At 71.5% G+C, this 20,817-nt stretch carries 17 protein-coding genes; 8 read left to right on the top strand and 9 right to left on the bottom strand.

All coding sequences use genetic code 11. The features are described from left to right. Positions 1–239: 239 nt before the first annotated feature. Positions 240–1,103: a sulfotransferase domain-containing protein gene (locus HJC40_RS20930; protein WP_250002950.1), complete on the bottom strand. Its 864-nt coding sequence runs from the start codon at positions 1,101–1,103 to the stop codon at positions 240–242. Between the two features lie 291 nt (positions 1,104–1,394). Beyond that, a complete protein-coding gene (gene pepN / locus HJC40_RS20925) occupies positions 1,395–3,815 on the bottom strand; it encodes an aminopeptidase N (protein WP_250002949.1) in 2,421 nt (806 codons plus the stop codon). A 180-nt stretch (positions 3,816–3,995) separates the two neighbouring features. Between pepN and HJC40_RS20920 the strand changes: the two genes are divergently transcribed. Then, positions 3,996–5,786, top strand: a complete 1,791-nt coding sequence (locus HJC40_RS20920; protein WP_250002948.1) for an MDR family MFS transporter — start codon at positions 3,996–3,998, stop codon at positions 5,784–5,786. 28 nt (positions 5,787–5,814) lie between these two features. Here the strand turns inward: HJC40_RS20920 and HJC40_RS20915 are convergent, their stop codons facing one another. Then, positions 5,815–6,645, bottom strand: coding sequence for a hypothetical protein (locus HJC40_RS20915; protein WP_250002947.1), 831 nt, complete (start codon positions 6,643–6,645; stop codon positions 5,815–5,817). A gap of 316 nt (positions 6,646–6,961) precedes the next feature. Between HJC40_RS20915 and HJC40_RS20910 the strand changes: the two genes are divergently transcribed. Both HJC40_RS20910 and HJC40_RS20905 read left to right on the top strand, forming a co-directional pair. Then, positions 6,962–8,923 (top strand): cellulase family glycosylhydrolase, encoded by a 1,962-nt coding sequence (locus tag HJC40_RS20910; protein WP_374272313.1) that lies wholly within the window; start codon positions 6,962–6,964, stop codon positions 8,921–8,923. A gap of 54 nt (positions 8,924–8,977) precedes the next feature. Then, the gene (locus HJC40_RS20905; RefSeq protein ID WP_250002946.1) at positions 8,978–10,765 is read left to right on the top strand and encodes a glycoside hydrolase family 15 protein; all 1,788 of its coding nucleotides are present in this window, start codon (positions 8,978–8,980) and stop codon (positions 10,763–10,765) included. Here HJC40_RS20905 and HJC40_RS20900 read toward each other — a convergent pair. Then, positions 10,725–12,518, bottom strand: coding sequence for an ATP-binding protein (locus tag HJC40_RS20900; protein WP_250002988.1), 1,794 nt, complete (start codon positions 12,516–12,518; stop codon positions 10,725–10,727). The genes HJC40_RS20905 and HJC40_RS20900 overlap by 41 nt on opposite strands. Positions 12,519–12,596: 78 nt before the next feature. Between HJC40_RS20900 and HJC40_RS20895 the strand changes: the two genes are divergently transcribed. Then, positions 12,597–13,706, top strand: a complete 1,110-nt coding sequence (locus HJC40_RS20895; protein ID WP_250002945.1) for a Ku protein — start codon at positions 12,597–12,599, stop codon at positions 13,704–13,706. Between the two features lie 26 nt (positions 13,707–13,732). Here HJC40_RS20895 and HJC40_RS20890 read toward each other — a convergent pair whose 3' ends face one another. The 5 genes from HJC40_RS20890 to HJC40_RS20870 all read right to left on the bottom strand — a co-directional run bounded on the left by HJC40_RS20890 (position 13,733) and on the right by HJC40_RS20870 (position 16,724). Then, positions 13,733–14,113, bottom strand: a complete 381-nt coding sequence (locus HJC40_RS20890) for a hypothetical protein (RefSeq protein ID WP_250002944.1) — start codon at positions 14,111–14,113, stop codon at positions 13,733–13,735. Further along, complete coding sequence (locus HJC40_RS20885; protein WP_250002943.1) at positions 14,110–15,348, bottom strand: WXG100 family type VII secretion target; 1,239 nt, start codon at positions 15,346–15,348, stop codon at positions 14,110–14,112. Before HJC40_RS20885 ends, HJC40_RS20890 begins: the two co-directional genes overlap by 4 nt. Continuing rightward, positions 15,345–15,662, bottom strand: a complete 318-nt coding sequence (locus tag HJC40_RS20880; protein ID WP_250002942.1) for a type VII secretion target — start codon at positions 15,660–15,662, stop codon at positions 15,345–15,347. Before HJC40_RS20880 ends, HJC40_RS20885 begins: the two co-directional genes overlap by 4 nt. Then, the gene (locus HJC40_RS20875; RefSeq protein ID WP_250002941.1) at positions 15,652–16,044 is read right to left on the bottom strand and encodes a YbaB/EbfC family nucleoid-associated protein; all 393 of its coding nucleotides are present in this window, start codon (positions 16,042–16,044) and stop codon (positions 15,652–15,654) included. Before HJC40_RS20875 ends, HJC40_RS20880 begins: the two co-directional genes overlap by 11 nt. Before the next feature lie 77 nt (positions 16,045–16,121). Beyond that, positions 16,122–16,724 carry an acyltransferase gene (locus HJC40_RS20870; RefSeq protein WP_250002940.1) on the bottom strand — a complete coding sequence of 201 codons (603 nt, stop codon included), beginning with the start codon at positions 16,722–16,724 and terminating at the stop codon, positions 16,122–16,124. A 298-nt stretch (positions 16,725–17,022) separates the two neighbouring features. Between HJC40_RS20870 and HJC40_RS20865 the strand changes: the two genes are divergently transcribed. Genes HJC40_RS20865 through HJC40_RS20850 form a run of 4 tightly spaced genes read left to right on the top strand, consistent with a single transcriptional unit; the run spans position 17,023 to position 20,817 of the window. Continuing rightward, positions 17,023–18,093 (top strand): Gfo/Idh/MocA family protein, encoded by a 1,071-nt coding sequence (locus HJC40_RS20865; RefSeq protein WP_250002939.1) that lies wholly within the window; start codon positions 17,023–17,025, stop codon positions 18,091–18,093. Beyond that, entirely contained in the window at positions 18,090–19,064 is a 975-nt protein-coding gene (locus HJC40_RS20860) for an NAD-dependent epimerase/dehydratase family protein (protein WP_250002938.1), read from the top strand. Before HJC40_RS20865 ends, HJC40_RS20860 begins: the two co-directional genes overlap by 4 nt. Next, positions 19,061–20,182, top strand: a complete 1,122-nt coding sequence (locus HJC40_RS20855) for a DegT/DnrJ/EryC1/StrS aminotransferase family protein (RefSeq protein WP_250002937.1) — start codon at positions 19,061–19,063, stop codon at positions 20,180–20,182. Before HJC40_RS20860 ends, HJC40_RS20855 begins: the two co-directional genes overlap by 4 nt. Beyond that, the gene (locus HJC40_RS20850; RefSeq protein ID WP_250002936.1) at positions 20,179–20,817 is read left to right on the top strand and encodes an acetyltransferase; all 639 of its coding nucleotides are present in this window, start codon (positions 20,179–20,181) and stop codon (positions 20,815–20,817) included. Before HJC40_RS20855 ends, HJC40_RS20850 begins: the two co-directional genes overlap by 4 nt.

Genomic DNA, 20,817 nt, shown 5'->3' with positions numbered 1-20,817 from the left:
GCGATTGGGTACTGTCCGTTCGGCTTAACCGTGCCACCGTGTCCGCCACCTGCGCTTTTGCGGCGGCCTGTCGGGTGCGGCCGGGCGTGGCGCGGGCGTGCCGGACGATCGCCGGCGCGTCGAGCGCGGGATGGGCGCGCGGCACGCCGTTGACGAGGCCGGTCGGGCCTCGGTCCCACCCTAGTCCACTGACTAGGCTCGTGGGGCCCGGGTCGCCCGGCCGGGCGACCCGGGCGACGTCACTTCTCCTGGTACGACGGGTAGCCGAGACGCTCGACCAGGTTGCCGGTCGCCTTGGCGAAGGCCTCGTAGATGTCGTCGTCGAAGTGGTTCTGCCAGTCGCCGGCCTGGCCCTTGCGGTAGTGCGAGACCGAGCCCGCGCCCTGCCGCTCGTTCATCTTGGCGAAGCTGTACTTGTCGAGCGTCTGCGCCAGCTCGGCCGGCGGCAGGTGGATGCCGCAGTGGCGCAGCAACTGCTCCATCTCCTGGGCCTGGCCGTCGCCGGTGAGGTCCTCGTAGCGCACGAGGCGTACCTCCTCGGACGGCGGCGCGTCGATCCACGAGCGCAGCACGTTGAACCGGCCCTTCCGGGCCAGGTCGTCGACCAGCCAGAGCAGGCCCTCCTTGCGCGGCATCTCGAGCAGCACCCGGCGCTGCTCGAGGACGTCACCCATCGGGCCGTGCGAATTGCGGGTCGAGAAATAGCTCGAGACGACCATGTCGCGCGGATCGCGCATGACGAAGAACGCGCGATACCTCTCGGGTTTCGGCATCTTGTCGAAGCGGGCCCGCGGAATGAACAGCGACAGGCCGATGCGTTCCCGCGGAACGACGTGCGGATGCTTCCAGCCGTAGAAGCGCGGGTCGTAGGTCAGCAGTCCGGAGTGGCGATAAACGACCGGGTCGCTGAACACCGCCTTGATCCACTGGCTGGCCGTCTTGCGGACCGCGCAGTGGTAGACATTCTGGAATTCGCTGCGTGTGGCCACGGGCACGGTGACGCGCAGCCGGGCGTTGTAGGCCTCGAGCATGGTGCGGCGCGCCAGGACGCGCACCGATTCCGGGGCGTTCTGCTTGGCGAACATGACAGCGCTGTTGAACATCGTCCGAGCCCGTGTCCTTTACCTACGAAATCGCGGGAGACGCTTTACGACAGGTGGAGTTATGTGTCGCCTGGTCAAGGCTGATCAGGAGGCGGGCCGGACCGGGGGATAAGTGATCTTGCGCAGCCTCGTGTGCACGGACTTTACAACAATTCAGATCAAGATTGTGAGATTGGCAGCTGGGAGCTTCCTGAGTGCGAGTCCGGTCATGCCGGACGAATCGGCCGGCCTGTCGGCTCTGTCCGAACGCGACAGGGGGACCGCCGCCCAGCGCGGCGGTCCCCTCGCCGGTCAGCCGCGGGAGCGGATCATCCGGCGCAGTTCGTCGGCGTACTCCAGAACGGTCTGCCGGACCACCGGGGCGGCGCCGGCGACGGCCTTCTCGGCCTCGGCCGGGAAGTCGGCCGTGGTGGCGACGCGGGGGAGCAGCCGGCTGGAGTAGACCATCGACGGCACCATGCCCCCGCGACCGAAGCCGGGCAGCAGAGCCAGATACTTTTCCCCGTACGGGGCCAGGATGTCGTCCTGCCCCGGCCGCCAGAAGGCCCGGGCGACCACGCCCAGCGAGCCGACCGGGACGGCCCGGTCGACGGCGAGCGCCTGCCAGACCGCGGCCTTCTCCTCGGCGTCGGGACGCGCCGCGCGCACCGCCAGCGCCTGGTACGTCGCGTCCGGGTCGGGGTCGCGCTCGAGCAGTTCACGCACGTCGGCATCGGTCTCGGCACCCAGCTCGGCCGCGCGCACGAGGCAGCGCCACTGCAGGTCCACATCGGCGTCGCCGGCCGTGCGGAGGCGGGCCAGCTCGTCCGGGTCGGCCGCCGTGCGGGCCAGGCCGCGCAGCGCCACCTGACGGCGGGACGGCTGCCCGGCGAGCCGGGCGCAGGTCGCGTGGACCAGCGCGAGCAGCTCCGGGCGCTCGGCGTCGCCGGCCCAGAACTCGGCCGCGTCGCCGGCCCGGCGCAGGTAGGGCTCGATCACCGTGTCGGCCGTCTCGGTGGCCAGCACGGAGGTCAGGCAGCGCACCGCCTCGGCCGCCGTCGCCTCGCCGTTGGTCAGCATGTCCCACACCGTGGCGACCGCGACGCCGCGCGACACCGCCGTCGGCAGCGCCCCGGCCTCGTTGATCAGGGTCGCCCGGTCGGCGGCCGACGGACGGGTCGTCGCGAACGTCAGGTCGTCGTCGTTGACCAGGTAGAAGTCGGCGTCCGCGGGCAGCGGCACCGCCGTCTCGGGTCCCCGCACCTCCACCCGGGCCAGTCCCGTGCGGGTCAGACCGGACGGACCCTTCGCGTACGAGCCGACGGCCAGCACCTGCGGCCGGGGCGGGCCGGCCGGGCCGCTGCCGGTGAGGGTCAGGCCGGCGAAGGTGAACCGGTCGACGCCGGCGGTCTCGAGCCAGCCGGCGCGCCACGCGTTCAGGTCGCGCCCGGACGTCTCGGCCAGGGCGTCGATCAGGTCCTGCAGGGTGGTGCTGCCCCAGGCGTGCCGGGCGAAGTAGCTCTTCATGCCGGCGACGAACTGCTCCTCACCGACGTAGGTCATCAGCTGGTGCAGGACCGCGGCGCCCTTGGGGTAGGTGATGGCGTCGAAGATGGACGCCGCCTCGGCCACGTCGGGCACGGGCTGGCGGATCGGGTGCGACACCGGGCCCTGGTCGGCCAGGTAGGCCACGAGCTTGTCGGCGGCGAGCAGGCCGACCCACGCGTCGGTGTAGCGGGTGGCGTGCTCGGCCGCCCAGTAGCAGGCGAACTCGGCGAACGCCTCGTTCAGCCACAGATCGTCCCACCAGCGCATCGTCACCAGGTTGCCGAACCACATGTGCGACATCTCGTGCAGCAGCACCACGGCCAGCATCTCGCGCTCGGCCGGGCTCGGCTCGGACCGGCTGAGGAACGAGTCCTCCCAGGTCACGCAGCCCCAGTTCTCCATCGCGCCGCCGAAGTCGGGCATGAACACCTGGTCGTACTTGCGCTGCGGGAACGGCAGCCCGAAGACGTCGCCGAAGAACGCCAGGCCCTGCTCGGTGACCGCGAAGATCTCGTCGGCGTCGCGGTCGAGCAGCGGGGCCAGCGAGCGGCGGCAGAACAGGCCGAGGTCGTGGCCGCCGGCCTCACGCCGCACCTCGTGCAGCGGCCCGGCGTTGACGACGGTGTTGTAGGTGGCCAGCGGCGGCGTGTCGGGGAAGGTCCACCGGCGTACGCCACCGAGGTCCTCGATCCGCGGGTCGCCGCTGTTGGAGGCCACCGTCCAGGCCGCGGGCGCGGTCACGGTGAACGCGTGCGGCACCTTGACGTCGGGCTGGTCGAAGCAGGCGAACAGATGGCGTGCCTCGTCGGGCGCGAAGGTCGTCCAGACGTACACCTCGCCGTCGGACGGGTCGACCGACTTGTGCACGCCCGCGCCGTCCGTGGTGTCGGCCTGCACCGTCTCGACGCGCAGGGTGTTGCGCCCGGCCAGCCCGGGCAGCGGGATCCGGCCGTCGACGGCCTCGGGCAGCGGCTCGCCGTTGAGGGTCGCCGAGATGACCGGCGCCACGCAGTCGGCGAAGGAGGAGGCCCCCGGCTCGTGACAGGTGAAGGTGACGGTCGAGACGCAGACCACGGCCGAGCCGGTGGGCAGGTCGGTGAGGTCGATCGAGATGTCGTAGCGCTCGACGGCGAGAAGGGCCGCGCGCTGCTCGGCCTCGACCTGGGTAAGACTCCGAGGGCTCATCCGCCCGATGGTAGGGGCCCGGGCCCGCCGGAGGCGCCCCGTTTTCAGCCGGCGGGCTGGGCAGCGCGGCGGCGGCCCCGGCTCCCGAAACAGGCTCGGTGGCGCCGCGTGACGGCGGTCGCACGTGACCCTCGTCCCTCGGGCGGAATACTCCCCGGGCGGTGGGTAGATGCTGCAGACATGAGCGCCGCCACCGCACCCGCCGCCCCCTCCGGGCTCACGCACCGCCAGGTGCTGCAGGTCCTCGGGGGCCTGCTGCTCGGCCTGTTCCTCGCCGCCCTCGACCAGACCATCGTCGCGTCCGCGATCCGCACCATCGGCGACGACCTGCACGGGCTCAGCGCGCAGGCCTGGGTCACCACCGCGTACCTGATCACCGCGACGATCTCGACCCCGCTCTACGGCAAGCTGTCCGACATCTACGGCCGCAAGAAATTCTTCCTGGCCGCGATCGCGATCTTCGTGGTCGGCTCGGCGGCCAGCTCGTTCGCGACCTCGATGTACCAGCTCGCCGGTTTCCGCGCCTTCCAGGGCCTCGGGGCGGGCGGCCTGTTCTCGCTGGCGCTGGCCATCATCGGCGACATCGTGCCGCCGCGGGAACGGGCCCGCTACCAGGGCTACTTCCTGGCCGTCTTCGGCACGTCGAGCGTCATCGGCCCGGTGGTCGGCGGGTTCTTCGCGGGCGCCCCGAGCATCCTCGGCATCACCGGCTGGCGCTGGGTCTTCCTGGTCAACGTGCCGATCGGCATCCTCGCGCTGATCGTGGTGGCCCGGGTGCTGCACGTCGACCAGGTGCGTCGCCACCACCGCATCGACTGGTGGGGCGCGGTCGCGCTGGTCGTCGGGCTGGTGCCGCTGCTGACGGTGGCCGAGCAGGGACGCGACTGGGGCTGGGGCTCGGCCCGCTCGGTCACCGCGTACGTCCTCGGAGCTCTGGGTCTGGCTCTGTTCATCTGGGCCGAGCGGCGGATGGGCGAGGACGCGCTGATCCCGTTGCGCTTCTTCCGCAACCGCACGTTCGGGCTCACGGCGATCGGCGGCTTCATCGTCGGCATGGGAATGTTCGGCGGGCTCGCCGTGCTGCCGCTGTACCTGCAGATCGTGCGGGGCGCGTCGCCGACCGAGTCGGGCCTGCAGCTGCTGCCGCTGACCGCCGGGCTGATGGTCGGCTCGATCGTCGCCGGCCAGCTGATCAGCCGCACCGGCCGCTACCGGATCTTCCCGATGCTGGGTGCGGCGCTGTCGGCCATCGGGCTCTACCTGCTGCACACGATCGGCGTCGACACTGCCTTCTGGCGTACGGGCATCTTCATGGCCATCCTCGGCCTGGGGCTCGGCCTGATCCTGCAGCCGATCACCCTGGCCGTGCAGAACGCCATGTCGCCCCGCGAGATCGGCGTCGCCACGTCGTCGGCCACGTTCTTCCGCCAGATGGGCGCGACGGCCGGCACCGCGGTGTTCCTGTCGCTGCTCTTCTCCACGGTGGGCGACAAGATCGCCGCCGCCTTCCGCACCGCCGGCCCGGCGTTCCAGCAGGCCGTGAACGACCCGGCCGTGGCCGCCGACCCGGCCAACCAGCCGGTGATCGCGGCGCTGCGCGACGGGGGCGGCCTGAACGCCTCGGCGGTCAACGACACGTCGTTCCTGAACCACGTGAACCCGGCCCTGGCCTACCCGTTCAAGGCCGGCTTCTCCTCGTCGATGGACATGATCTTCCTGGTGGCCGCCGCGATCATGGTGGTCGGCCTGGTGGTCTTCCTGTTCCTGCCGGAGATCCCGCTGCGGACCAAGGCGGGCGTGGACGCCGCCGAGGAGGCTGCTCCCGCGTCGCTCGCGGACGCCGGCGAGCCGGCCACCGTCGGCCCCGGCGGCTCCGACCCGAAGGCTGCGCCCGGCAACCCGCCGGCGGGTGTCGCCGGGCCGGCCGGGGACTCCCCGGAGGCGGAGACACCGGGCCGGACGAGGCTGTAGCGCGGCACGGCCCGGCTCACCGGTCGCCTCAGGAGCAGTGGCGGGTGACGGGGGAGAGCCAGCCGGTCAGGGTCGGGCCGAGGGTCTTGTTCACGTCCTTGGCCGTCTTGATGCCGTCGAAGAACTTGGCGTCGGTGGACTTGGCGTGCATCTGGTTCGCGGCCTGCTTGCCGGCCGCCTTGAGGTCGGGGTCGTCGCTCGTGGCGGTCGCCTCCTGGACGGCCGTGGCGAATGAGGCCAGTGACTTCTGGGCGCCGGCGATGGTCTTGCGGTCGGCCACGAGAGCGGTCAGGGACTCGGCCAGGGGAGCCATGTTGGCCTGGTAGGTCCGGCCCAGAGCCTCGCAGGTGGTGCGGATCGCGCCGGTGGCCGGCGCGCCGGAGGCGCCACGGGCCGCGCCCGATGCCGGCGCCCCGCCGGGAGCCGGGGCCGCGCCGGGAGGCTGAGCCGCCCCGGGGGTCTGGGACGAGCCGGGCGACTGGGCCGTTCCGCACGCCGCGGCGACCGACAACAGTCCCAGCGCCACGAGGCCCCGCAGGGCGCGGCCGACCGTTCCCTTCCGGCGGGGGCGGCCCCTCGGCGGAGCCCCACCGTGATCGGCGGGCGTGGGCCGAGTGGTGGGGTGGGCCGTCGCGGCCCGGTCGGCAGGATCCCGCGCCGGGTGGGTGTCGTGATTCCGGGCCGGGTGGGTCGCGTGGACCGATGTCCGGTGAGCGGCGTCATCGGGGATCGGGCCGGCGGCGGGTTCGTCACGGATCTCGTCGTCGACCAGGGTGGCGGTTTCGGCCGGAGCGTGCCGGACGCCGGTCGGGGCCGGTTCGGCGGGGAGGGCTTCGGTCGGCCGGACGGGGTGGCGCATGCGGGGGACCTCCTGGGGATGAGGTGGGACTGGTGGGAGCGCTCCCACAGACCCTGCACCCTACGGCCTCCAGGGAAGGTTGTCGATCAGTCGCGCCGTAGTCGCCGCGGAGGGAGCCGGAGCAACTCGTCGGGGCGCATCCGGGCGACCTCAGTGTCGCCGCCGTCTCCGCTGGTCTTGCCTTCGCGCGAACGCCTGCCTTGCCTTCGCGCGAAACGCCTGGCCTTGCCTTCGCGCGAATCGCATTGAATACTGCCGATGGGAGCGCTCCCAGCTGCCGCCACCGTGCAGCGCACTCCGATCCCCGGGAGTCCATGTGTTCCGTACCCGAGTGACCACCTGCCTGGCCGCCGTGCTGGGCCTGACCCTGACGCTGCCTGCCCTGGCCGCGCAGGCGGCATCCGATCCCCCGCTCCGGGCGGCGGCGCCGGCCGCCGCCGCCGTGCCGGCCACCGACTGGCTGCACGTCGACGGCAACCAGATCGTCGACGCCGCCGGCGACCCGGTCTGGCTGACCGGCGCGAACTGGTTCGGCTTCAACGCGTCCGAACGGGTCTTCCACGGCCTGTGGTCGGCCAACATCACCGACATCACGAAGTCGATGGCCCAGCGGGGCATCAACATCGTGCGGGTGCCGATCTCGACCCAGCTGCTGCTGGAGTGGAAGAACGGGCAGGCCGCCGTCCCCAACGTCAACACCTTCGCCAACCCCGAGCTGGCCGGGATGGACAGCCTCGAGATCTTCGAGTTCTGGCTGGACCTCTGCGAGACGTACGGGATCAAGGTCCTCCTCGACGTGCACTCGGCCGAGGCCGACAACTCCGGGCACATCCACCCGGTCTGGTACAAGGGCTCGGTCACGCCGGAGCTGTACTACCAGGCCTGGGAGTGGGTCGCGACGCGCTGGAAGACCAACGACACGCTCGTCGCCTTCGACCTCAAGAACGAGCCGCACGGCACGGCCAACGACACCACCCGGGCCAAGTGGGACAACACGACCGCCGTCGACAATTGGAAGAACACCGCCGAGACGGCCGCGCGGCGCATCCTCGCCATCAACCCCGACGTGCTCGTGCTGGTCGAGGGCATCGAGATCTACCCGCGGGAGGGCGAGACCTGGAGCTCGCCCAACACCGACCCCGACCTGTCGCCGAACTACTACAACAACTGGTGGGGCGGCAACCTGCGGGGCGTCCGGGATCACCCGATCAACCTCGGCGCCAACCAGGACCAGCTGGTCTACTCCCCGCACGACTACGGGCCGCTCGTGTACAACCAGCCGTGGTTCGACAAGCCGTTCGACAAGGCCTCGCTGACCGACGACGTGTGGCGGCCGAACTGGTTCTACCTGCACGAGGACGGCACCGCGCCGCTGCTGATCGGCGAGTGGGGCGGCCGGCTCGGCCAGGACGCGCGGCAGGACAAGTGGATGACCGCGCTGCGCGACCTGATCGTCGAGAACAAGCTGCACCAGACGTTCTGGGTGCTCAACCCGAACTCCGGCGACACCGGCGGCCTGCTGCTGGACGACTGGAAGACCTGGGACGAGCAGAAGTACGCGCTGCTCAAGCCCGCGCTGTGGCAGTACGGCGCCAAGTTCGTCGGCCTCGACCACCAGGTGCCCCTGGGCGGTACGGGCAGCACGACCGGCATCAGCCTGGGCCAGCGGTACAGCGACGGCGGCGGCGAGGCCGACACCACCGCGCCGAGTGTGCCCGGGCAGCCGGCCGCGACGAACGTGACGGCCACCGGAGCCACCCTCACCTGGGCCGCCTCGACGGACAACGTCGCAGTGACCGCGTACGACGTCCTGCGCGGCGGTTCGGTCGTCGCCACGGTGTCCGGGACGACGTACAACGCGACGGGTCTGACCGCGTCGACCGCCTACACGTTCAGTGTCCGGGCCCGGGACGCGGCCGGTAACGTCTCGGCGGCCTCGCCCGCGCGCACGGTGACCACGACGACCGGCGGTGGCGGCCCGTCCGACCAGGGCTGCACGGCCACCTACAAGACCACCACCTCGTGGACCGGTGGGTTCCAGGCCGAGGTCACCGTCCGCAACAGCGGCACGGCTGCCGGCGCGCGGTGGACCGTGACGTGGACGTACCCGAGCGGCACGACCGTCGGCTCGCTGTGGAACGGCGTGCTCACCACTCCGGCGGTGACTGTGCGCAACGCCGACCACAACGGTGCTCTCGCGGCCGGCGCGAGCACGTCGTTCGGGCTGGTCGGCAGTGGTCCGGCGGCCACCCCGGCGGTGAGCTGCACGCTGAGCTGATCTCCAGGGACGTCAACCGGTGCGACGGGGCGTTGCCCGGGCCCAGAATGGGTCATGAGCAACGTCCCGATCGCCGACCACGCGCTGCTGTCCGACTGCCACTCCGCGGCGCTGGTGACCCGCGACGGCTCGGTGGACTGGCTGAGCTTCCCGCGCTTCGACAGTCCGTCGGTCCTCGGCCGGCTGCTCGACGACGAGGCGGGGCACTGGCGCGTCAGCCCGGTGGCCGAGCACCGGTCGGAGCGGCGCTACCTCGCTCGTACGATGGTCCTGGAAACCCGGATGACCACCGCGACCGGGGCCGTGACGGTGACCGACGCCCTGGCCCTGGGCGCCGGGAACCGGGGACACGACCTCGGCGCCGGCTCGCCCCACCTGCTGATCCGGTCGGTCACGGGCGTCGCCGGCTCGGTCGAGCTGGCGATCGAATACCGGCCGCGACCCGAGTACGGCATCGTGACGCCGCTGCTCGGGCACGTGGACGGCGGCGTCACGGCCCGCGGCGGCGCGGAGTGGCTGGTGTTCTCCACGCCCGTACCCCTCGATCTCGACGAGTCGACGGCGCGGGCCCGTTTCGTCGTGCGCGAGGGTGAGACCCTCATCTTCGCGCTGCACCGGTCGACGCTCGAGGAACGACCGGCTCACGTCTGGACCCAGGGCGAGCTGGCCGAGCGCCTCACCGACACGATCGAGGGCTGGCGGTCGTGGTCCGGCCTGCACCAGGCCTATGACGGCCCGTGGCGCGATCTCGTGCATCGCAGCGGCCTCGTGTTGCAGGCCCTCACTTTCCGGCCCAGCGGCGCGATCGTCGCCGCGGCCACCACCTCGCTGCCCGAGTCCGTCGGCGGCGGGCGCAACTGGGACTACCGCTACTCGTGGGTCCGCGACGCCAGCTTCACGATGGAGGCGCTGTGGGTGGCCGCCTGCCCCGACGAGGCCGGCGACTTCTTCGCCTTCATGACGACCGCGTCGACCCCGTTGCAGATCATGTTCGGCGTCGGCGGCGAACACGACCTCACCGAGCGCGAGCTGCCCCACCTGCGGGGCTGGCGCGACAGCGCCCCGGTGCGGGTCGGCAACGGGGCCTGGCGCCAGGAGCAGATCGACGTGTACGGGGAACTGCTCGCGGCCGCCGACCGCCTGTCCGAGCAGCTCACGACCATGGACGACGACGTGCGGGCGTTCCTGGTGGCGATGGCCGACGCGGCCGCCGACCGGTGGCGCCAACCGGACCGGGGCATCTGGGAGATCCGGGGCGAGCCCCGGCACTTCGTCTACTCCAAGGTGATGTGCTGGGTGGCCCTGGACCGGGCGATCAGGCTGGCGCCGCTGATCGGCGTCGAGGACCCGGCGCGCTGGAAGGCCGAGCGGGACGAGATCCGGGAGACCGTCCTGCGCGAGGGCTGGGACGCCGCCACCGGGGTGTTCACCCAGTCGTTCGGCTCCACCGACCTGGACGCGTCGCTGCTGATGCTGCCGATCGTCGGGTTCCTGCCGGCCGACGACCCGCGGATGCTCGCCACCGTCGAGGCGATCGCCTCCCGGCTCACCGACGAACGCGGCCTGGTCTACCGCTACCGCGCCGGCGACGGGCTGACCGGCGACGAGGGTACGTTCCTGCTCTGCACGTTCTGGCTGGCCCAGGCGCTCGCCCTGGCCGGCCGGGCCGAGCGTGCGCGGGAGGTGTTCGAGCTCGCCGCCGGGCACGTCAACGACGTCGGTCTGCTGGCCGAGGAGGTCGACCCGCGCACCGGGGAGATGCTGGGCAACTTCCCGCAGGCGTTCAGCCACATCGGGCTGGTCAACGCGGCGTGGGCGATCGCGAATGCTCCGGCACGGTGAACCAGAAGACGCTGCCGCCCTCCGGGTTGGCGTCGACCCCGACCTGGCCGTGGTGGCGCTCGACGATGCGGTGCACGATCGCCAGGCCCAGCCCGGTGCCCTGGAAGTTCTCGCTGCCGGCCGCGCGGGTGAAGGCGTCGAAGACGGACGCCCGGTCCTGCTCGGGGATGCCGATGCCGTTGTCGCTGACCTCGCAGCACCACCGCCCGTCCTCGACCGGCCGGGCCACCACCCGCACGTGCGGCTCCCGGTCCGGCGGCGTGTACTTGATCGCGTTGCCGATGAGGTTGTCGAGCACCTGGCGCAGCAGGGTGGGGTCGCCGTGGACGGTCGGCAGGTCGCCCACCTCGATGCCGGCGGGCCGGTCGGCGGCCCGTTCGCGGGCCACCTCGTCGGCCAGGCGGCGCAGGTCGACCGGGACGTCGGCCATCGGCCGGTTCTCGGCGGTGGCGTAGTCGAGCAGGTCGTCGATGAGCACCCGCATGTTGTCGGCGCCCTTGCGCAGCCGGGCCAGGAAGTCGCGCTGCGTCCCGTCGAGCCGGTCGAAGGCCTCCTCGTGCAGGAAGTCGGCGTAGCCCATGATGCGGGCCAGCGGGCTGCGCAGGTCGTGCGCGACCACACCGGCGAAACCGACCAGCTCGGTCTCGCGCTGCCGCAGCCGGTGCTCGACCTCCTCCCGCTGGGCGATGTCGTGGCGCAGCGCGGCGGTGGCCTCGTCGACCCGCCGCAGGGCGCGGTTGCGGGAGGTCACGACGGTCCCGGTCAGCGCGACCAGCAGCGCGGTGAGCACGAGACCGATCAGCCAGGCGATCCGGTCGAGGCGCCGGTCGATGCCGGCGAGCAGCCGCTCGGTGGCCGCCACCCGCAGGTTCCACTCGCGCTGGGCGACCGGGACGGTGGTGTCGATGGCCGGCACCGACACGTCGAGCGGCTCGTCCGGCTGCCAGGCGGCCATCGGGATGGGGTCGCCGGACACCCCGTCGAGCAGCGTGACCGCCACCGCGTCATCGGCCGCCTCGGCGACCGCCTCGCTCAGGAAGTCCCCGCCGCGGGTGCCGAGCACCAGCCAGCCCCGGAACCGGCCGGCGTCCGCGGCGGTGGGCGAGGAGGCGAAGACCGGCGCGACGAAGACGAATCCCAGCTGGCGCCGCTCGGGTGGCAGGCTGGAGTCCTTGAGCAGCCGGTAGGTGCGGCTCACGGTGACCCGGCGGTCCCGCGTGGCGATGTCCATCGCCTCGACCGCCTGGGCCGACCCGGAGATGTCCATCCCGGCCGACGACCCGGTGTCGTCCAGCGTCTTGTTCAGCACCGCGATTCGGTGGGTGCCCTCACCGGTCGGGCTCACGAGCAGGTTCGGCGAGCCCAGCTTGCGCCACCGGTCCTGCACCTCGTCGACCTCCGAGTGCGCGACCGGCACGATGAGAGCCAAGCCGGTGGCCCCGGGCAGCCGGTCCCGGTCGACCGCGGTGGCGATCGCGTCGAACTCGGCCGTCTGGAGCTGCGAGTGGGAGCCGACGGCCGCGGCGAGGTCGGCCATCGAGGTCGCGTAGCGGTCGACCTCGGCCGTGATCGCCTGCGCGACGATCGCGGTCCGCTGCTTCAGGGCGCGGTCGAGGCGGTCCTCCTCGACCCGGCTCAGTGTGAGCGCCGACAGCGCCGTGCCGGCCAGCCCGACGGCGCCGACCAGCACCAGCGCCAGGACGGACCGGCGCATCCCGGCCCACCGGGCCCGGCGGTCGGCGGCGCTGCGCATCACATTTTCCGACGGTACGCCGGATATGCGCGTTCCACGGGCGGTTCGGTCAGGCCTTTCCCGGGTATTCCCGCCGGCATGGCACGACCGATCTGGACCGGCGCGATCACCTTCGGCCTGGTGTCCGTCCCGGTGGCGATGTATTCGGCCACCCACGAGCACGAGGTGAGCTTCCACCAGTTCGAGAAGGGCACGGCCGACCGCATCCGCTACCGGCGGGTCAACGAGCGCACCGGCAAGGAAGTCGACTACGACGACATCGTCAAGGGCGCCGACGTCGGCGACGGCGATTACGTGATGCTGGAGCAGGACGAGCTGGACTCGGTCGCGCCCGGCCGCTCCCGCAGCCTCGACATCCACCGCTTCGTCGAGCTGGCCGACATCGACCCGCTCTACTACCAGAAGACGTACTGGCTGGGCCCCGGAAGCGAGGAGACGGCCAAGGTCTACGGCCTGCTGCGCGACGCCATGGCCGACACCGGCCGGGCCGCCGTCGGCACCCTGGTCATGCGGGGCAAGGAATACCTGACCGCGATCCGGGCCGACGGCGAGCTGCTCGTGCTGCAGACCATGTTCTTCGCCGACGAGGTGCGCGACCCCCAGGAACAGCTGGACGACCTGCCCCGCCGCAACACGGCCAAGCCGGCCGAGCTGCACATGGCCCAGCAACTGATCGACTCGATGTCCGGCCCGTGGAAGCCCGCCGACTTCCGCGACACCTACACCGACCGCGTCAACGACCTGATCAAGGCCAAGGCCAAGGGCAAGGAGATCACCGCGGCCGAGCCCGCCCCCGAGCCCACCACCGCCTCCGACCTCTTCGAGGTCCTGCGCCGCAGCGTCGAGGCCGCCTCCCAGCGCCGCTCCGCCGCCGGCTCGTCGTCCCAGCCCGCGAAGACGACCAAGCCCGCGAAGACCACCAAGCCCGCGAAGACCACCAAGCCCGCGAAGGCCACCAAGCCCACGAAGACCACCAAGGGCACCGAGCCTGCGAAGGCCACCAAAGCCGCCAAGACCGCGCCGAAGAAGTCCGGCGCCGCCGCGAAGACCGGCGGCATCGACGTCAAGGGCATGTCGAAGACCGACCTGGTCAAGCTTGCCCGTGATCTCGACGTGCCCGGTCGCTCCTCGATGTCGCGGCCCGATCTGGAGAAGGCAGTCGGCAAGGCCCAGCGCAAAGCCGCCTGACGCCTACACGCCGCAGGGGGCATCGCTCACAACCGCGGATGAGCCTCTTCGATGGTGTCGGCCTTGAGGTAGGTAAGGAAGAGGTCGCGGTCGCCCGGCGGCAACTCCGCGAAGGCTTCGTACGCGGTCTGCCGAGCCTGCGGCGTTTCGGCCGCAAGTAGTCCGATGATTGCAGCCCAGGCCAACGAGACATAACCGTGCAGCCGGTCGCCTCGCAGAACCGGCAGACGGCTCAGCGCCCCGAGCGCGTTCGCCGCCACGTCGTCATTCCGAGCGCGGGCAGCCAGCTCGAAGACGGCCTTGGCGCGATAGACGTCCCGCCGCTCGACCAGGGTGCGCAGTTCCCCCACGGTCAGGTTCTGGACGGGAGGTTCAGGCGGAAGCGCCGGAGGCGGCGGGATGGTCACGGTGCCACTCCAAAGATGTACTCGTACTCCTGCCGCAACAGCTGGTGTAGCCGGTCCACCGATTCCTGGTCCCCGATAGACCGGGCATAGTCGATCTCTTGCTGGTAGGCGCGTGCTTCGTTCTCGTAGCGTGCCCGGGGATCGCCCATCGCACCGGCCATGCCCGCCCAGCCGGCGTCGCGGTCGTCGCGCAAGTGTGACATCTCGTGCAGGAGAGCCCCGTACGAGGCCTCGGGGTCGAGGATCATCTGTCCCGGATTGCCGGCCGAGGGCGCCGGTCCATACGCCATCGCGCCGTCCCGGACGACGACTTCCACGCCCGCCGCTTCGGCTTCGCGCATGGCGGCATCCCATTCCGCAGGGTGTGTCTGCCTGGCGGAGCCATGCCTGCGTAACGGGTCAGCCTCGGCGTGGAACAGGTGGGTGGCGCGTGCGGGTGCGGGCGCGCCTGTTTCGGCGTTCCGGCTGAGCCGGCGCAGGACGCCCTGGACGTCCTCGATGATCCGCTCGAGGCCGCGCATCAGCGGCGCCAGGCGGCGAAGGCTGCTGATCAGACCGTCGAGCAGCTTCGCTATGCGCGCCACCCACTTACCGGCCAGCGTGGTGACCTGTGCGATCACCCACGGCGTACCGAGGCCGAGGGTGACTCCGGCTTCGGCCAGCCATTCCCACAGACGCACGGCGAGGATGGAGACGAAGTCGGCGATCAGGTCGCGGACCATCATGCGAACCGTGGCCACGAGCATCCCGGCGCCGGCGGTGATCTGGCCGAGCGCAGCCGTCGCCTTGGCCAGCGCCTGCAGGGCGGCCTCGTGTTCGCCGGCGACGTGCTGGTACGACCTTGAGGCGGTGCCTGTCCACTCGCTGACCTGCCGCGCAGTCCCTTCATGCAGGCTCGTTCCCGCAGCGGCCATGGCTCCCGCGACGTTGTTCCAGGTCAGGGCGTACGCGTTGATCTGGTCGGGATCTCCGGCCAGCGCGTCGAGGGCGTCCGAGAGCGGCTTCACGTGTTCGATCAGCCAGCCCACGCCCCACGAGACCAGTTGTCCGAGCGGGTCGGTGACGAAGGCGAGGGCGTCGAGGCCGGCGGCAATGCTTCCGATGGCCGGATCGATCCACCCGCCGCCGTCGAAGGAAACCATCAGCGAATCGATGTCCTCAGCCAGGAAGACGCCGCTGAACCAGCGAGTGCTGTCCTCCCGCGGTGCGATCAGTGGGTTGGCGACATCGCTCATGGCCCGCGTCCGCCCCGGAAACCACTTGCGGTGCGATCGTCCGAATCCTGGTAGGCGCGCGCCGTGGAGCGCAGATCATCGGCCGATCGCTGCAACGAGTCGGTAGCCTCCCGCAGGGCGTCGACAGTCGCCTCCTGCAAGGGGGTGAGCAGCGTAGGGATGAGCTGACAGAGGAACCCGTAAGCATCTCGGCCGATGGTGACCGCGGAAGCGGCGGACCGCCCTTGAGCCACCTGATCGGCGATCTCGTCGACCGTCGTCGCCTGCCGGGTGATCGCGTCGGCCTGAACTTCGAAACCGGACTCAGTTCCCATGGTCGTCCTCGTCCGGATCGACGGGGAAGCGGCGCTCGAAGCTGGAGACAACCGCACGTCCGGTCGCACTGTCCACGCCGACCGTCTGCCCGGCGATCTCCGCTACCTGCCGGGTGAGGGCCACTTGCGCCTCGCGCATCGTTCGCATGATCACCTCGGCCAGCCGGGTCATCTCGAGGCGGGCGGCTTGCCGCTCGAGGCGCAGGTCGGTGAGGCCTCCGGATCCGTCGACCGTGACGGTGACGAGGCTTTCCGGGTCGGTGGCGGTGACAGCAAGCCGACTGACCTGATCCGAGAGGGATTGGGTCAGAGCCGCTTGTTCCGAGACGGAGGCCGACCAGGTTCGGACCCATTGCTCCGCATCGTCGGCAACGTCCGGCATGACCAACCTCCGTGTCTTCGCCCGGTCCACGACGGTATCGATGCCGGGCAACAGCTGTCATGTCGTCGCGAAGGGGATCAGAGCTCGCTGAGGCGACCGTCCGATTCGGCGTATCGCGTGCCGGTCGCCGGGCAGACGAACGTGCCGTCACCCTCGGGTGTCAAGGGGCGGCCGGCTCGGCCGACCCAGCCGACGCGGCGGGCCGGGACGCCGACCACCAGGGCGAAGTCGGGGACGTCCTTGGTGACGACTGCGCCGGCGGCGACCAGGGCCCAGCGGCCCACGGTGACCGGGGCCACGCAGACCGCTCGGGCGCCGATGGCCGCGCCCTCGCCGATCGTCACGCCGACCGCCGTCCAGTCGTCGCCGGACTTGAGGCGGCCCTCGGGGGTGACCGCGCGCGGGTATTCGTCGTTGGTCAGCACCGCGGCCGGGCCGATGAAGACGCCGTCGCCCAGGCGGGCGGGCTCGTAGACGAGAGCGTAGTTCTGCAGTTTCACGTTGTCGCCCAGGATCACGCCGGGGCCCACGTACGCGCCGCGGCCGATGGTGCAGCCGGCGCCCAGCGTCGCGTCCTCACGGATCTGGGCCAGGTGCCAGACCCGGGCGCCGGCACCGACTTTCGCCCGTTCGTCCACGTCGGCTGTCGGCGCGACGGTGACGCCGTCCTGGTTGGTCATGCGGGGTCCTCTCCGGACGTTCGGAACGGGCAAGCCTAATGACCGCAACGCGTCCCGCGACATCAGAACATCGACACTTCGGCTCACTCTGACCGATGGTCGTCGCCCGCCATGGCCGACAGGCGGAAGCCGGTGACCGAAGGTACCGGCGGCCCCTCCCGGCTTCCGACGGATTTCCATCAGGACTCTGGCGCCGGGCCCGGCGGCGTCGATAGCTTCCGGACGAACGAACCGTCCACCATGCACAAAGCGTGCCGTTCCCGCAGAAGCCGTGGCTTCCAGAACGAAACGGATGTCCGTGACCACTCCCACCGCTTCCAACGAGCCGATCGGCGTCGCCGTCATCGGGGCCGGCTACTGGGGTCCCAACCTCGTCCGCAACTTCCAGGCCGCTCCGGCCTTCCGCCTGCGCCGGCTGTGCGACCTCGACGTCGAGCGCGCCCACCGGGTCCTCGGCGACTACTCGACCGTTCAGGTCACCGCCAGCCTCGACGAGGTGCTGGCCGATCCCGAGGTGCACGCCGTCGCCATCGCCACCCCGGCGGGCACGCATCTGAGCGTCGCCATGGCCGCCCTGCGCGCCGGCAAGCACGTCCTGGTCGAAAAGCCGCTCGCCGCCACGTACGAGGAAGGTCTGCGGCTGGTCGACGAAGCCGACCGGCGCGGTCTGACGCTCATGTGCGACCACACCTACTGCTACACGCCGGCCGTGCTGCGCATCCGCGAGATGCTGCACTCGGGCGAGCTGGGGGAGCTGCACTTCCTCGACTCGGTGCGGATCAACCTCGGCCTGGTGCAGCGCGACATCGACGTCGTTTGGGATCTGGCGCCGCACGACCTGTCCATTCTGGACTTCGTGCTGCCGCCGGAGGTCACCCCGGTGGCCGTGGCCGCGCACGGGGCCGACGGCATCGGCGCCGGCCGGGCCTGCGTCGCCTATCTGACGCTGGAGCTCAGCAACGGCGCCATCGCCCACATCCACGTCAACTGGCTGTCGCCGGTCAAGATCCGTACGACGATCGTCGGCGGGTCCAAGCGCACCCTGGTCTGGGACGACCTCAATCCCAGCCAGCGGATCGCCGTCTACGACCGCGGGGTCGACGTGGCCTCGCCCGACGAGCTGGGCGACGAGCAGCGCCGCGACATGCTGGTGTCCTACCGGTCCGGCGACATGGTCGCGCCCGCCCTCCTCGAGCGTGAGGCGTTGCGGACGATGGTGGACGAGTACGCGCGGGCCATCACCACCGGGACCCCGGCCCTCACCGACGGCCGCTCCGGCCTGCGGGTGCTGGAGATCCTGCGAGCCGCCTCGGTCAGCCTGGCCGAGGGCGGCACGATGATCAAACTCGACGAAGGGCACATGGCGTGACGGGCGTACAGATCGAGGGCTCACGGGTCCTGGTCACCGGCGGGGCGGGCACGATCGGATCGCACGTCGTCGACGAACTGGTTCGCGGCGGCGCCGCCGAGATCGTGGTGCTCGACAACTTCGTCCGTGGCCGCCGGGCCAATGTGGCCTGGGCGACCGGCAACGGGCCGGTCACGATCACGGAGGGCGACATCCGCGACCGTGCCCTGGTGCGCGGTCTGACCCGGGACAAGGATCTGGTCTTCCACCTGGCCGCCATCCGCATCACCCAGTGCGCCGAGGAGCCCCGGCTGGCCAACGAGGTGCTGGTCGACGGCACCTTCAACGTCGTCGAGGCGGCCGCCGAGGAGGGCGTGCGCAAGCTGATCGCCTCCTCGTCCGCGTCGGTGTACGGCCTGGCCGAGCAGTTCCCGACCACCGAGCGCCACCACCCGTACAACAACGACACCTTCTACGGCGCCGCCAAGGCGTTCAACGAGGCCACGCTGCGCAGTTTCCATGCCATGCAGGGCCTCGACTACGTGGCCCTGCGGTACTTCAACGTGTACGGCCCGCGGATGGACATCCACGGCCTCTACACCGAGGTGCTGATCCGCTGGATGGAGCGCATCGAGTCGGGCACCGCGCCGCTGATCCTGGGCGACGGCCTGGCCACGATGGACTTCGTGCACGTGGCCGACATCGCCCGGGCCAACATCCTGGCCGCCCGGGCCGACGTCACCGACGAGGTGTTCAACGTGGCCAGCGGCACCGAGACCAGCCTGCGCGATCTGGCCCGGGCGCTCAGCGAGGTCATGAAGTCCGACCTCGAGCCCGAGTTCGGCCCGGCCCGCTCGGTCAACGGCGTCACCCGCCGTCTGGCCGACACCGGCGCCGCCGCCGAAAAGCTGGGCTTCCGGGCCTCCCTGAGCCTGCACGAGGGTCTCGAGGGCCTGGTCGACTGGTGGCGGACCTCCCGGGAGGCGCGATGATCCCGGTCATGATCCCGCTGCTGGGGGAGGAGGAGGCCCAGGCCGCGGCCGAGGCGGTCCGCTCCGGCTGGGTCGCCCAGGGGCCCCGGGTCAAGAGCTTCGAGCAGCAGTTCGCGGCCACCGTCGGGGCCGGCCACGGCGTGGCCACCAGCTCCTGCACCACGGCGCTGCACCTGGCGCTGGTGCTGCTCGGCATCGAGCCGGGCGACGAGGTGGTCGTGCCGTCACTGTCGTTCATCGCCACCGCCAACGCGGTTCGCTACGTGGGCGCGACCCCGGTGTTCGCCGACGTCGACCTGACCACCGGCAACGTCACCGTCGAGACGGTCGACGCGGTCCGGACCCCTCGCACCCGGGCGGTGATCGCCGTGCACCAGGGCGGCGTCCCGTTCGACACGGCCGCGCTGCGCAAGGCTGCCGCCGGCTGGGGGGTCGAGCTGGTCGAGGACGCCGCCTGCGCGGCCGGTTCCACCGCGTACGGGCAACCGGCGGGCACGGGCGCGGCGGTGGCCGCCTGGTCCTTCCACCCGCGCAAGCTGCTCACCACCGGCGAGGGCGGCATGGTCACCGTCGACGACGCCGCACACGCCGCCCGGCTGCGCCGGCTGCGCGAGCACGGGATGAACGTCTCCGCGGCCGACCGGCACGCCAGCTCCCAGCCGGTGCTCGAGGCCTACCTGGAGACCGCCTACAACTACCGGATGACCGACATCCAGGCGGCGATCGGGCTCGTCCAGCTCGGCCGGCTCGCCGGTCTGGTCGCGCAGCGCCGGCAGCTCGCGGCCCGCTACCACGAGCTGCTGGCCGGCCTCGACGGTCTCGTGCCGGTCCGCGACCCGGCCTACGGGCAGACCAACTACCAGTCGTTCTGGGTGCTGCTCGACGGCTTCCGGGTGGGCCGCGACGAGGTGCTGAGCGAGCTGGCCGCCCAGGGCGTCTCGGCCCGGCGCGGCATCATGGCGGCTCACCTCGAGCCCGCGTACGCCGACGTCCGGCCGGCGCCGCTGCCGGTGACCGAGCGGCTGACGCGCGACTCGCTGATCCTGCCGTTGCACCATGCTCTGACCGCCGACGACCAGCAGCACATCGTCTCCGTCCTGCGCCGGCTGGCCCGGTGAAAGACCTCGTCATCGTCGGCGCCGGCGGTTTCGCCCGCGAGACCGCCGCAGCCGCCCGAGCGGCCTGGAACGTCCTCGGCTTCCTGGACGACGACCCGGCGCTGCACGGCGCCATCCGCACCGGGCGGCCGATCCTGGGCGGCACCGAGCTGGTCCACCGGATGCCGGACGCCGCCGTCGTGGTCTGCGTGGGCAACCCGCGCAACTTCACCGCCCGGCGCCGGATCGTGGAGCGGCTCGATCTGCCCGACGAGCGGTACGCCACCGTCGTGCACCCGCTCGCGTCGGTCGGCGCGGGCAGCGAGGCCGGCCCCGGCACGGTGCTGCTGGCCGGCACAGTGCTGACCGCCGACGTCAGCATCGGTTCGCATGTGGCCGTCATGCCGCAGGCCGTGCTCACCCACGACGACCGCGTCTCCGACTACTGCACCATCGCCTCCGGCGTGCGCCTCGGCGGCGGCGTGGTGCTCGACGAGGGCTCGTACGTCGGCGCCGGCGCGCTGGTCCGCGAGAGCGTCAAGGTCGGCGCCTGGTCCCTCATCGGCATGGGCTCGGTCGTGCTGCACGACGTGCCGTCCAACGAGGTCTGGGCGGGCAACCCGGCCCACCTGATCCGCCCCCTCCTGAGGAGCTGA

The sequence above is a fragment of the Actinoplanes sp. M2I2 genome (assembly GCF_023544445.1).
Lineage (GTDB): Bacteria > Actinomycetota > Actinomycetes > Mycobacteriales > Micromonosporaceae > Actinoplanes.
The sequence above is the reverse complement of the archived record's forward strand: the minus strand, read 5'-3'. Positions and strand labels throughout refer to the sequence as shown.

Bases quoted from the DNA above. Each gene is read 5' to 3' on its own strand.
- HJC40_RS20930 (WP_250002950.1), bottom strand. From the start codon at position 1,103: ATGTTCAACAGCGCTGTCATGTTCGCCAAGCAGAACGCCCCGGAATCG.
- pepN (WP_250002949.1), bottom strand. From the start codon at position 3,815: ATGAGCCCTCGGAGTCTTACCCAGGTCGAGGCCGAGCAGCGCGCGGCC.
- HJC40_RS20920 (WP_250002948.1), top strand. From the start codon at position 3,996: ATGAGCGCCGCCACCGCACCCGCCGCCCCCTCCGGGCTCACGCACCGC.
- HJC40_RS20915 (WP_250002947.1), bottom strand. From the start codon at position 6,645: ATGCGCCACCCCGTCCGGCCGACCGAAGCCCTCCCCGCCGAACCGGCC.
- HJC40_RS20905 (WP_250002946.1), top strand. From the start codon at position 8,978: ATGAGCAACGTCCCGATCGCCGACCACGCGCTGCTGTCCGACTGCCAC.
- HJC40_RS20900 (WP_250002988.1), bottom strand. From the start codon at position 12,518: ATGCGCAGCGCCGCCGACCGCCGGGCCCGGTGGGCCGGGATGCGCCGG.
- HJC40_RS20895 (WP_250002945.1), top strand. From the start codon at position 12,597: ATGGCACGACCGATCTGGACCGGCGCGATCACCTTCGGCCTGGTGTCC.
- HJC40_RS20885 (WP_250002943.1), bottom strand. From the start codon at position 15,348: ATGAGCGATGTCGCCAACCCACTGATCGCACCGCGGGAGGACAGCACT.
- HJC40_RS20880 (WP_250002942.1), bottom strand. From the start codon at position 15,662: ATGGGAACTGAGTCCGGTTTCGAAGTTCAGGCCGACGCGATCACCCGG.
- HJC40_RS20875 (WP_250002941.1), bottom strand. From the start codon at position 16,044: ATGCCGGACGTTGCCGACGATGCGGAGCAATGGGTCCGAACCTGGTCG.
- HJC40_RS20870 (WP_250002940.1), bottom strand. From the start codon at position 16,724: ATGACCAACCAGGACGGCGTCACCGTCGCGCCGACAGCCGACGTGGAC.
- HJC40_RS20855 (WP_250002937.1), top strand. From the start codon at position 19,061: ATGATCCCGGTCATGATCCCGCTGCTGGGGGAGGAGGAGGCCCAGGCC.